This is a genomic window from Rhizobium leguminosarum (genome assembly GCF_004123835.1).
Classification (GTDB): Bacteria; Pseudomonadota; Alphaproteobacteria; order Rhizobiales; family Rhizobiaceae; genus Rhizobium; species Rhizobium leguminosarum_M.
Map to the genome: position 1 here is coordinate 277,536 of NZ_MZMU01000015.1, position 11,816 is coordinate 289,351.

General features: G+C 57.8%; 13 protein-coding genes, 1 tRNA gene and 1 pseudogene. 6 read left to right on the plus strand and 9 right to left on the minus strand.

Going from position 1 to position 11,816, the window contains the following annotated elements; all coding sequences use genetic code 11:
- Positions 1-104 precede the first annotated feature (104 nt).
- Positions 105-1,967, plus strand: a complete 1,863-nt coding sequence (locus B5P46_RS23605) for a glycoside hydrolase family 15 protein (RefSeq protein WP_206735393.1) — start codon at positions 105-107, stop codon at positions 1,965-1,967.
- Positions 1,968-2,640: 673 nt separating this feature from the next.
- On the opposite strand, the gene B5P46_RS23610 is transcribed toward B5P46_RS23605, so the two are convergent.
- Entirely contained in the window at positions 2,641-3,390 is a 750-nt protein-coding gene (locus B5P46_RS23610; protein ID WP_129420826.1) for a cytochrome c biogenesis CcdA family protein, read from the minus strand.
- Positions 3,391-3,643: 253 nt separating this feature from the next.
- Here B5P46_RS23610 and B5P46_RS23615 point away from each other — a divergent pair.
- Positions 3,644-3,719: transfer RNA gene (locus tag B5P46_RS23615), tRNA-Lys, on the plus strand.
- A gap of 210 nt (positions 3,720-3,929) precedes the next feature.
- Positions 3,930-5,945 (plus strand): putative bifunctional diguanylate cyclase/phosphodiesterase, encoded by a 2,016-nt coding sequence (locus tag B5P46_RS23620; RefSeq protein ID WP_164986541.1) that lies wholly within the window; start codon positions 3,930-3,932, stop codon positions 5,943-5,945.
- 319 nt (positions 5,946-6,264) lie between these two features.
- Here the strand turns inward: B5P46_RS23620 and B5P46_RS23625 are convergent, their stop codons facing one another.
- From B5P46_RS23625 to B5P46_RS23635, 3 genes are all read right to left on the minus strand, one after another.
- The gene (locus tag B5P46_RS23625) at positions 6,265-6,702 is read right to left on the minus strand and encodes an ATPase inhibitor subunit zeta (RefSeq protein ID WP_245456241.1); all 438 of its coding nucleotides are present in this window, start codon (positions 6,700-6,702) and stop codon (positions 6,265-6,267) included.
- Between the two features lie 104 nt (positions 6,703-6,806).
- Complete coding sequence (locus B5P46_RS23630; RefSeq protein WP_129420965.1) at positions 6,807-7,007, minus strand: hypothetical protein; 201 nt, start codon at positions 7,005-7,007, stop codon at positions 6,807-6,809.
- Positions 7,008-7,133: 126 nt separating this feature from the next.
- Positions 7,134-7,328 carry a hypothetical protein gene (locus B5P46_RS23635; RefSeq protein ID WP_129420828.1) on the minus strand — a complete coding sequence of 65 codons (195 nt, stop codon included), beginning with the start codon at positions 7,326-7,328 and terminating at the stop codon, positions 7,134-7,136.
- A gap of 254 nt (positions 7,329-7,582) precedes the next feature.
- Here B5P46_RS23635 and B5P46_RS23640 point away from each other — a divergent pair, with 254 nt between their 5' ends.
- On the plus strand, positions 7,583-7,786 hold the full coding sequence (locus B5P46_RS23640) for a CsbD family protein (protein WP_129420829.1): 204 nt from the start codon (positions 7,583-7,585) through the stop codon (positions 7,784-7,786).
- A gap of 74 nt (positions 7,787-7,860) precedes the next feature.
- Here B5P46_RS23640 and B5P46_RS23645 read toward each other — a convergent pair whose 3' ends face one another.
- Entirely contained in the window at positions 7,861-8,088 is a 228-nt protein-coding gene (locus B5P46_RS23645) for a hypothetical protein (RefSeq protein WP_129420830.1), read from the minus strand.
- A gap of 146 nt (positions 8,089-8,234) precedes the next feature.
- Between B5P46_RS23645 and B5P46_RS34575 the strand changes: the two genes are divergently transcribed.
- On the plus strand, positions 8,235-8,405 hold the full coding sequence (locus B5P46_RS34575) for a hypothetical protein (protein ID WP_164986542.1): 171 nt from the start codon (positions 8,235-8,237) through the stop codon (positions 8,403-8,405).
- 280 nt (positions 8,406-8,685) lie between these two features.
- A pseudogene (locus B5P46_RS35065) lies at positions 8,686-8,922 on the plus strand (FAD-dependent monooxygenase); the annotation flags it as partial.
- Here the strand turns inward: B5P46_RS35065 and B5P46_RS23655 are convergent.
- The 4 genes from B5P46_RS23655 to B5P46_RS23670 form a co-directional block, all read right to left on the minus strand.
- The gene (locus B5P46_RS23655) at positions 8,919-9,656 is read right to left on the minus strand and encodes a hypothetical protein (RefSeq protein WP_129420831.1); all 738 of its coding nucleotides are present in this window, start codon (positions 9,654-9,656) and stop codon (positions 8,919-8,921) included. The pseudogene B5P46_RS35065 and the gene B5P46_RS23655 overlap by 4 nt on opposite strands.
- A 112-nt stretch (positions 9,657-9,768) precedes the next feature.
- On the minus strand, positions 9,769-10,815 hold the full coding sequence (locus B5P46_RS23660; protein WP_129420832.1) for a c-type cytochrome: 1,047 nt from the start codon (positions 10,813-10,815) through the stop codon (positions 9,769-9,771).
- Entirely contained in the window at positions 10,806-11,438 is a 633-nt protein-coding gene (locus B5P46_RS23665) for a cytochrome c oxidase assembly protein (protein ID WP_129420833.1), read from the minus strand. Before B5P46_RS23665 ends, B5P46_RS23660 begins: the two co-directional genes overlap by 10 nt.
- Positions 11,435-11,815: a hypothetical protein gene (locus B5P46_RS23670; protein ID WP_129420834.1), complete on the minus strand. Its 381-nt coding sequence runs from the start codon at positions 11,813-11,815 to the stop codon at positions 11,435-11,437. The genes B5P46_RS23665 and B5P46_RS23670 overlap by 4 nt, the downstream gene beginning before the upstream one ends.
- Between the last annotated feature and the right edge of the window lies 1 nt (position 11,816).

An 11,816-nucleotide genomic window follows, 5' to 3' on the forward strand; every position in this document is an offset into this window, starting at 1 on the left:
CCCGGCGACCTCATTCGCTATTGCCGTTTCAAACCAAAGCGCCAAATCGGTGAAGTGGCGAGCTCCCGACTTTTCATCCGAAGCTCAGCCAAGAGGAACGCAGCATGGATGCAAACAGCGGGCTCATCGGGGATAAGGTTGCCGCAAAACGTAGCCAGGAGGACGCAGCCGTCGTTCCGCGCGCGATAGAGAACCACGGCGTCATCGGCGATTTGGCGACGATCGCGCTTGTCGCTACCGACGGCACGATCGATTTTCTATGTTGGCCCGATTTCGACAGTCCGACAATTTTTGCTGCGCTGCTCGACCCGGAACGTGGTGGCATGTTTCGGATCGCTCCGGAGCTTGCCGACGCCCGCGTGACGCAACAGTATCTTCCGGATACGAACGTCCTCCTCACACGTTGGATGGGCGACAAGGCAAGCGGCGAACTTACTGATTTCATGTACGTGAAAAACAGCCGTAGCGACGGCTCGAGCATGGTTGTACGGCGCTTTCGTGTGACGCGCGGGAGTTTGAAGTTGCGTATGTCGTGCACTCCTCGGTTCGAATATGCGAGAAGACAGCTCCCGGCGAAGATGGAAGAGGGCGCTGTAATCTGGCGGCAGGCGAACGGCGAAGTTCTACGACTCTTGGCTGGTGTGCCACTCGTCGAGATCGATGGCGGCGTTATCGCCGAGATCACCCTTCAAGCTGGAGAGGGCGTCGATTTCATTCTCGACGACGGTGACGACAATGCGGAAGAAGCGACCACGGAGGAGATGGAAGATCAGACGGTCGCCTTCTGGCAGAACTGGGCGAGACAGTCGACCTATCGCGGACGCTGGCGCGAAATGGTCAATCGCTCTGCACTGGCGTTGAAGCTCATGACCTCGCGCAAGCACGGGTCGATCGTCGCCGCCGCAACCTTTGGCTTGCCGGAAACCCCCGGTGGCAGCCGCAACTGGGACTATCGCGCCACCTGGATACGCGACGCCTCCTTCACAGTGTATGCATTGATGAGGCTTGGCTATCGCGACGAGGCGATGGCATTCAACGACTGGATCGGCCAGCGGGCGTCGGGATGTGACGCCGGCGGCCGACTGAAGGTCATGTATGCGATCGACGGCGGCGAGGTGCCTAATGAGGCCAGCCTCGAGCACCTGCACGGCTATGGCGGTGCGACGCCCGTCCGGGTGGGAAACAACGCTGCAGAACAGTTCCAGCTCGACATCTACGGTGAGCTTCTCGACTCGATCTATCTGAGCAACAAATACGGCCACGCAATCTCTCACGATCACTGGGAGGGGGTTCGAAAGGTTGTGGAGTTTGTCTGCGACCACTGGGAGGATCCTGACGCCGGGATTTGGGAGATGCGCCGCGAGCCACAGGAGTTCCTCCATTCCAGGCTCATGTGTTGGGTGGCGGTAGATCGGGGAATACGTCTCGCGACCAAGCGATCCCTCGCGGCGCCTTTTTCCAAGTGGCATGACGTCAGGAACGACATTTACGAAGACATTTGGAAAAACTTCTGGAACGAGGAGAAGGGGCACTTTGTGCAGACAAAGGGCGGCGACACGCTTGACGCCTCGCTGCTACTCATGCCGCTGGTGAGGTTTGTCAGTGCCACGGACCCGAGGTGGCTGTCGACCTTGACGGCGATCGGCGACCAACTAGCGGACGACGGTGTCGTGCACCGATATCGAAGTAATGACGGCCTTGACGGGGAGGAGGGCGCCTTCTCAGCCTGCTCATTCTGGTATGCAGAGTGTCTCGCACGAGCGGGGGACACCAAGAAGGCTCGCAGGGTCTTCGAGTCGGTTCTGAATTATGCCAACCATCTCGGGTTATATGCCGAGGAGTTTGATACCAAGGCGCAGCTCGCTGGCAATTTCCCGCAAGCCTTTACTCATCTCGCTCTCATCAGCGCAGCGTTCTACCTAGATCGCGAGCTCGACGATCGCAATAGCCAGGAATGGCGGCCGTAGAGCCGACGAATACCGCTCCGCGTCCGAGTGGGGGCCGCCTTCAGATGGTAGCAAAGCACTTCCTCGGAGGACAGTAGGATCGCGCCCGGCCAGCGCCACCGAATGTATTTCAGCTTAAGTTTTATGCGCTGGCGTTGGCAGTTTGGCTGCCTCGGAACTTTCAATGTCCCCAGTCAGTTCGTACTGTTGTGGAGGAACCGGCCATGTCCAAAAAGAATAATGCCCCATCAAAAAGGGGCAATCCTAAAGAGCAGCCTGTCAATCGCCCCGACCATAAGGAACCGCCGGAGCCTGACGATCGTAAACGCCCGGCCCGTGATACAAGAGAGGCGCCGGTGCCCAACCCAAACGGCGAGCCTGTCGAGAAACTTTAGCGACTGCCAGACCCGTCATTAATTGGCTTTTAGGGTCAGCCTCGGTGTTGCTTTGAACAAGCGAGATCCGACCGTTTCGCACGATGACACAAAGACCGATCCTTGGGACCGGCTTGAGCGATAGCGAAGTCGGCAAATGCGAGACCAAGACGCACGTCCGCACAAAAGGCGCAACTAAACGCCTGCGCTGACATCTGACTTTTTTATGAGAGCAAGTTGCACGGAATTGTGGGCGCCGCGCTATTTCTGACGAGCCCACGCAACCTGCCACATGGCCTGGAAAATCGGCAACCGGTGGTCTAGCCGATCTGCATCAGGATCGGAAAGGTTTGCTGGAACCAGATCGCCACATTGCTGACCCATCCCAACAGGAAGGCGAGGCCGGTAAGCACGAGGAAGAGACCCATTACCTTTTCCACAGTACCGAGATGGCGGCGGAAGCGCGACAGGAAGCGCATGAAGGCGCCGGAAAAGCCGGCGGCGATCCAGAAGGGGATGGCAAGGCCGAGCGAATAGATGGCGAGCAGTCCGGCGCCGGAGCCGACCGTCTCGCGCGAGGCGGCAACGCCGAGGATGGCGCCGAGCACCGGGCCGATGCAGGGCGTCCAGCCGAATGCGAAGGCAAGGCCCATAATATAGGCGCCCGTCAGCGTCGCCGGCTTGCCGCTGCCCTGGAAGCGCGCCTCACGCGCCAGCACTCCGATTCGAAAGAGGCCAAGGAAGTTCAATCCCATGACGATGATGATCAGCCCGCCGATCTTCGACAGGAGGTCGAGATGCTGGCGAAGCGCCATGCCGATGCTGGAAGCACCGGCGCCAAGCGCCACGAAGACGGTGGCAAAGCCGAGCGTGAAGAGCAGTGCCGAGAAGAACACGCCGCGCCTGACGTCCGGCGCCACCGCCACCGCACCGCCGCCGCGGAACTGCTCGACCGATATGCCGGCCATATAGCAGAGATAGGGCGGAACGAGGGGAAGCACGCAGGGCGACAGGAAGGAAAGCGCCCCGGCAATCAGCGCGCTCCACAGGGAAATATCGGCAATCGACACGCATTCTCTCCGGCTGCAATCTGCGTGATGTTCCTAGCTTTGCGGGCATGGGATTGCCAATCACCTTTTTGCGCGCGCAAGAAATCTGTCTTCGCTCGTGCAAGACATCGGTCTTTGCACGCAAGACATTTATCTTGGCGCGCGCAAGAAATGTGCCGGGCGCGGAAAAAGGCAAATTTTTCGGTTGACCGCAATGGGTCGCCTGCCTATGTTCCGCCCACTTCCAGCCGGGGTGGTCACACCCGCGGAGAGGGAGAGCGTAGCTCAGCTGGTAGAGCAACTGACTTTTAATCAGTAGGTCTCGGGTTCGAACCCCGACGCTCTCACCAACAATTCAAAGGCTTAAAGTCTTGGATTGGCCAAAATATCAGCTGTAATACCCTCACACATGTCTCGCACAGTTTGAGAGGGTGAAGTGACCTATGTCGCATCAAGCCAAATGGGCGGCCGATAATTCTACACGTAGAAATTTCACGGCATTGTAATTACTTCGATAAGCACTACATCTGCGTGTATGCGCGATGCGCGCTAGGATGTTTATGACCAATCCCCTCGACATCATTCTGAGCAACATGCAGCAAGGCGTCGCGTTCCTGAATGCGGATTTGCGCGTCGTGCTGGTCAACGATCGTTTTGCCGAATTGCTACGAGTTCCGAAGGGGCAGATTGCGGTTGGCGTCGATGCGAACGCAATAGCCGGGCAGATGGCGGCGAATCGGGACCAGTCCCAGATATGGCTGTTGCATCTGCTCATGAATTCCACTGCGCTGCATCAGCAAATAGAGATCGGCGATGGGTGGCTCCTCGCGTTCACTTCCACTCCGATTGACCACGACGGATGGTTGGTCCAGTGCGAGGACATGTCGCCGCTCGCCAGCTTAGAGAAGACTTTGGCTGAACAGCGAGGCCTTTTCGACACGGTCCTGGACAACATGCCACATGGATTGTGCATGTTCGATGCCGACAAAAATCTAATGCTGTGCAACGCTGCCTACGCCCGCCTGTATTGCCTGCCAGAGCAGTTGACGCGGTCGGGAACGCCTCTTCAGCATATTCTCGATTATCGACAGACATTGGGCAATGCGCCCGCCCACCGTGAAAGCTATTTCGACGTTGTCGTCGAAGCCGCTCTGAAGGGGGCTACAGCCAGCCAGAACATAGCACTGATGGATGGCAGGGTCGTGAAGATCTCGCACAAGCCCATGGAAAACGGCGGATATGTCGCAGCGCATGAAGACGTCACCGAAGCTGTGCGTGCTGACGAGCAAATCAGATATATGGCCAGCCACGATCCGCTCACTGGATTGCCAAATCGGACGCTTTTGCGCGAGAAGATCGACAGGGAACTCTCGCTCGATGGAAAAACGAGCGCAGTCTTATGTTTGGACTTAGATCACTTCAAGGAAGTAAACGACACCTTGGGACATGCCGTGGGCGATCTTCTGCTCAAGGCGGTCGCGGATAGATTGGCAGACTGTTTGCGCGAGGGGGATAGCATCGCGCGACTGGGCGGCGACGAATTTGTTGTTTTTCAAGCGGATGTTCGAGGCAGAGAACAGGCTTCAACTTTGGCGAAACGAATTGTCGAGGTTGTCGACAAGATTTTCGTCATCGATGGGAAGCCCATTCGCATCGGCGTCAGCATTGGCATTGCGATCGCCCCGGACGATGGCGACGCCGCCGATTCAATATTGAGGCGTGCCGACACGGCACTGTACAAAGCAAAATCGAACGGCCGCGGCACCTTTTGTTTCTTCGAAACCGCGATGGATGCCAACCGACAAGAGCGCCGCAACCTTGAACTCGACCTTCAACGGGCCCTCGAGCACAATCAGTTTGAAATTTATTATCAGCCGCAGGTCGACGCGGCTAGCGAACAGGTTGTCGGCTTCGAGGCGCTCTTGCGCTGGCACCACCCCGAGCGAGGCCTGGTTCCACCGGCCGAGTTCATTCCACTGGCGGAGGAAACCGGGCTGATCGTGCCGATTGGGGAGTGGGTCTTGCGCCAAGCCTGTAATGACGCTGCGGGCTGGCCCGCAGATATCTGTGTCGCGGTCAATCTTTCCCCGCTTCAGTTCAGGAGCCAAACGCTGGCGCATACCGTCGTTTCCGCCCTGAGCGATGCCGGGCTGCCAGCCTCTCGCCTTGAGCTGGAGATTACGGAATCCGTTCTCCTCACCGACAACGAGACAGCATTGGCAACGCTTCATCACATCAGGGGCCTTGGAGTGCGGATTGCCATGGACGACTTCGGGACCGGCTATTCGTCGCTGAGCTATTTGCGGCTCTTTCCCTTCGACAAGATCAAGATCGACCAATCCTTCATTCGCGAACTTGGCAGCTCCAAGGACTGTGCGGCGATTGTGAAAGCGGTGGTCGATCTGGGCGCAAGTCTCGGTATCACGACAACAGCGGAAGGCGTTGAGACGAAAGATCAGCTCAGTCGAGTCAGAGAGCAGGGGTGCGGCGAAATTCAGGGCTATTTGTTCGGAAAACCTCTTCCTCTCAGCAGTGTCCATGACCTCATACGCGGGCGCTTGACAAGCGCTGCCTAATGCATGCCCATCTCTTGGCGTAACCTTGCGTGACTGAGAGTTGAAATAGGACCGGTTGCCCGGCCGCTATCTTTAGCCGTGCAGACGGCAGATTTGGTCACACCCAAAAATAAATACAAAATAACTAACTAGTTTCAATAGGATATAGCGCGATGTATCAATTCTATGTGTAAAGGGTGTCAGTGATTGGGGCCCTTTTACGCACTTTACGGCACACGATTGGCACATGACACATGGGCATGTAAAACAACCGCCGGCTGGTGAGGCCGACGGCTGCATACCGTATGGAACGCGCCCGCAGCGCAGGAACGCTTCGTTCTCAAGGCTGTCCAGCGGCCTCGACCAGAAATTCACTCATCTTTGCTGCCACGTCCTGCTCGCTGACGTCCTGACCAGCCGCTTGAAGATCCGATATAGCTTTCGAGAGAACTCCGGCGTCTCCACCCCCTTTAAAGCGGGCATCAGTGATTTCAGCGCCGTAGCCCGCAACATCATCCCGACCAATGAGGCCCGCAATCCATTGCGCCAAAAGCCTGTCCATGCGAGATTTGAGCTTGATGGACCTCTCGGCGTCTTGGAAGTATTGATCCTCCATCGCCTTTTTGCGGTCTCCTAAGTCGGCCATCGTTTTTTCTCCCTGATTTGTGTCATCTCCGCCTACAGAGTATTTTAGCACATTAAACGCCACACCATCTGATTTAACGTGATGATTCGTTTTCACGACGAAGTCATCATCTCTTTGGACATCGTGTGTCACGGGATTCTATTCACACCTGCCGCGCGAGCCTCACGAAGCATCGCTTTTCGTAATCATGAACGAGTTGGCAAGCGCCGGTATAAATTTCACGGAAAGAAGCGATCTTAGATCAACAGTCGCATTAACGCGCCCTCGTCCTTCACGCCATGCTGGTACGAATGGATAACCCGCTGAGCCAGATCTTCGCGATCGGTGTCTGTCGTGATTTGTCGCACCGAGCTGATGTGGTCGAAAACTCTCTGGCAGAGGGCAATTTCTTCGTCGCCCAACACGGTTTGTGCGTCGGCTATCTGGGATCGGATCATGATCGCCCTCACTTCCTTCGGATCGATGGGAAGGTGGAACATCTGCTTTTTAAGCGAATGAAGGGAGACACAAGGTCGTGAGGTCTCGCGCCTATTTTCGGGATAGGTCTTTGTCCCATCTGACAACTAGCTCTCGTTCGGCCCGCTCCACACATAGGCAGAAGCCGGCTTTCTCTGGGCATTCCAGATCACTTCGTACCCCATCTTCTCAAGCGAAAGTAAAGCGCCGAGCCTGTCGTCATCTGACAGGCTTCGCAGAGAAACATTAAGTGCGTCCAGGCCACCTAAATTGTAGAGGTTCACGAATACATCGAGTGCCATTGCTCATCTCCCTGTAGGACAGTATAGCACAAGATCAGAGAAATATTTGCTTGAGACTTAAATAGATATTTTATACATCTATTATTTCTTCACGAATTATTTATGTTTTTCTTCATTAGGGTGTGGATATTTGACATGGGCAGCGCCTTGCGTCTTTACCGCTGGAATTGAGCTTTGCGGAAATCGGTTGAGACTCAGGAACCAACTTCCACTGCAATCCGTTTTCTCCTCATCAACAACAGGAGAAATCGACCATGGATTGGAATCGTGTCGAAGGAAACTGGAAGCAGGCGAAAGGCAAGATCAAGGAGCAGTGGGGCAAACTCACCGACGATGATCTCGACCAGATCGCCGGCAAGCGCGACCAACTGGAAGGCAAGATCCAGGAGCGTTATGGCATCGAAAAGGACCGTATTAAACGCGACATCGATGACTGGACCGGTCGCCAGACTTGGTAATGACTGAACAAAAACCCGGTGAAAGCCGGGTTTTTGCTGCCGAAGGAGTTAAGCCGGCTGGTGACTGTCGGATGTCATGAATATCCGCCAAAAGCCAAGAGAAGGGCGCCGATCGCGATAACGGCGAGCGCTGGCCAGTTTTGGGATATCCCGAGGAACCTGAGGCCTTGGCGCCGGGGTTCCAGCGTGGTGCCGCCCTGCGGCATTTGATGCGGATTACTCGGTTTTCGACCAAGCGCCGACGTAAAGAGAAAAAGAATTCCGCCGATGATGAGAGCGGCTCCGGTGAGGATTGCCCACATGATGGCCTCCGCTAGCGATGAGGATGTGGGGTAAACCAAATCCGGACCTGATCGTTCCGTGAGTGGCTGCTCAGTTGAGCAACCTCTGCGTCGGAACCAAAGCCATCGCATTGAATTTGACCGCTGAGTAATCTTGGAGATCCCTGATGGACGAGACACCGAAGACGGCAATACGCGGCATGATGTTCTACGTCCTCGCTCTTCTCGTCCTAGGGGTGCTGGCAGGGGCCGCCTACACGATCTATGGCCATCCCGCCGATCCGTCCGAGCGACCAGCGGCCGAGACGATTCCGCAAAAAGCTCCGGCTCCGCAGTGAGATACGTCGTCCAGCAATTGATTGATCCCCTTCGAGAGAAACGACCCTGGACGGCGCCTGCCACATCCGGCGCCCACCCGGTCAGGTCACGTTGAAGACGCCTGGCTCCACGGCAAGAGACCTGCAAGTGGCAGCGAATATGGCTTTGGAGAGAGCAAGCCCGGAATCCCGTCGCAAGTCCTTCCAACCAGTATGGAGCTTATATTTATAGGGAGAACAACCTGCGACAGAGAAAATCGGCATCTGCGCAGGGCCGATTAGATGGGAAGGAAGCAGTGGGGGCGAGCCCGGCAGCTTCGACATCACGCGGTGGTCCGACCGCATCAGGTTGGTCGACGCCGGATATGACGGCGCATGGGAGCTGCCTGCGCTGGGGTTGGTCTCCGCACCAACCGCAGTCTTGATCCGGCCCGATGGATATGTCGCGTGGATGGGCAACGGGACGCAGGATGGTCTGCAAGAGGCTGTGAATAGCTGGTTCGGACCACTCGGCTCAAGGCCGAAAAGCGCTGATTAAGCGGCGAGCGAGATTGGATTGCAATCCGATATCGTCGCGGGATCCGGCATCGGTTTGCCGCGGCGTTCCCACGTCCGGCGGCTGATGGCGAAAGCCTCCCAGGGGCGCGCTTGGCTGAAAGAATTGGCGAGATAATCGGCTCTGGAAAGCGCGCCGGCGGCACGGTGCTGCTCCTCTTTTCGCGCTCGGTCCCGCTGCTGGCGCTTTTCCTTTTGAAGTTTTGCTCTCTTCCGTTTCGGCACATCGAAGGCACCGATGGTGCGGATATCGAGGGCGCTCCGTTCTGCGTAGCTGAGGTGCAGAGCATGGCCGAGCGCGTCGGCCGACAAGTCAGAAAAGCGCAGCTTTGTCCGCTCGTAGATGACCTCCTCAATGTCGGCTTTCCCAGCCCAGGGAAGCCATCGCGCCGCCCAGCCGAGGACCACCTCGACAAACTCTTCCTTGAATTCGACAAGGGCGAGGCCGGCGATCACCTCGACGTAAATCAATGCGTCATCGGCTTCGGGCACGATGTCTCCGTGACGGTGCCTGATCAATTTTTCGATCTCGCGCATCCGGCCGCGGAAATGGTTCCAGCGGCCGGTCCGCATGCGGCGCTGGACAGCCTTGTAACCGAGCAGACAGTCGCCGACCTTGATGGCTGTAACATCCCGCGCCAGGCCCTCCGGCCAATCGGAGTTTGTGGTCCGCTTTCCCGATTGAGCCGCTTCATCTTCGCCAATAAGACGAGCCATCGAATTCCCTTACCACCTGCCTTTGACGGCGAAACGGCTGATTGTAAAGGAAGGGCCGGGGGGTGATCATCCACTTTTTGCAATCCGGCGAACATCGTCGCGCAGGAAAGCTTCAATCCTGGGGCAACGCGCCGTAATAGGCCGCGAGCGCCTGAATATCGTCGTCGCTGAGACCTGCAGCAGCCCTGGTCATCACACCCGCATAGGCGCCGCCGCCACGATTTCCGCTGTGGAAGAGACCGAGCTGGTTTTCAAGATAGGGTATCGGTTGCCCGGCAAGGCGTGGATAGGCCTCGTTGACACCGGCAGCATCGTGGCAGGCGGCGCAGGCTGCGATGCCACGCGTCCGGTCACCACGTTCCGCAAGGAGCTTGCCGCGAGAGAGTATTTCCGAAGGCCGGCCCGTTTCAGTGGGTCCGCTCTGGCTGGCGAAATAGCTGGCCAGCTTTTTCCGGTCTTCGCTCGATGTCTGCGAGAGCGCAACCTTCATGACGCCGCTTGGACGCTTGCCGGTCGCGTAAGCCTCGAGACTGTCGCGAAGGTAAGTCTCCGACTGGTCTGTGAGACGCGGAATGAGGCTGGTTTCATCGGGGCCTGCCGGCGAATGGCAGCCTTCGCAGCTTTTCACGATCGCAGCGAAGTCCCGGGATGCCGTCGCGGAAAAGCCGGCGAGCCGCTGATAGGCGGCCTGGTCGAGGCTTGGATATTCCCGCAGGAAGGCGACCATGGCCCAGACCTCGTCATCCCGTTCTAGCGACGGCCAGGCGGGCATGCCGGTATAGCGCACGCCATGTTTGACGATCTCGAAGAGTTCGGCATCGTTCCATGTCGCGATGACATGCTGGAGGTTGGGCGGAGGAGGAAGCATGTTTTCGACGGTGGCGGGTCGCGGCATCGCCGGCGAACCATGGCAGCCCGCACATCCGGTTTCGTAGTGACCTGCGGCCAGCGGCAGCATGGCCGTCGTAAACCGCGGCGCATGCCCGCCGAGGGCTGCTGTGCGCACGGATGACCGCATCACCCAATGCAGGAACCAGTCCGTGACACGCCAATGCCCGGTACTTGCACGGATGTCGATGATGCCGGCCCAGGCGACGAACAGGCCCGCTGCAGCAAGCGCTGCGGCGCCGGCAGATATCCGTCTCCACCTTATCCGCATTGGCTGCCCCTCGAAGACGTGGGCTTAAGGACGTCGGCAAGCAGGAAGATGGCGCCGAGCATATAGGCGGCTGCGCCGACCAGGAGCATGACGACACCTCCGAGTTGCTGATCGGTGTCACGGCTAAGGGCGAAGCCGAGACAGGTGACATCTCCGATCCCATAAAGCGGACGGGGCGCAAGTGTCAGCAGGACGCCGAGCAGCGTCATGTGGATCGAGGTGAAGAGCAGGCCGATGATGCCCGCCAGCCGCTGCATGCCTTCCTCATCACGCCGGAAACACGCGGTCCACAACAGAATGCCGGCGAGAAGGAAGCTTGCCTGTTCGAGAAGCATCGCATCAAGCCGCGTTTCAGCCAGCCGACGCAGCGCCGGCGTATGCCAGAGCCAGACGACGAGGAGCTCGACGACCGAGGCGAGTACCGGCCCGAACCAGGGGAGATGGACGGCGGGATCGAGCCGCCTGCCGCTGACTGCGATCGCCAGCAGCGGAGCTGCAATGGCGACGGTCGTCATGTGGACGATCATATGCGCCGTCAGCGATCCGCCGTTCCAGTTCGTCGCAAGAAGCGCCAGCGCAAGACAAAGGGCAAAGATGCCGGCGACAAGAGCAAGGTTCTTCATCTTGCGCAGGCCTCGATAAAAAGCAGGGGGACCGATACGAAGATGACCGCGACGAAACTCAGGCCCGACAGCAGCAGTGTTGCAAAGCCCTGGAACAACAACCGGTCTTCCCTCGTCGGTTCGTCATGGGGCGGATCGCCGCCGCCGAAGCCCCATTGCCGCCAGGCGAGCCAGGCGGCACCGAGAATGGCAAGCAGCGCGAAAACCGTCACAATGGACAAGGTAAAGCGGAGCATGCCGAAAGAGAAAGCGATCTCCGATGCTTTCGCGCAATAGACGGCCGCTGCGGCATAGCAGACAAGAAAATGCAGAGCCCAGACGGCCGGCCCGGTAAACAGGGTCCAGAGCGTTTCTGCCTCTTTGGGAATCAGGCGCATC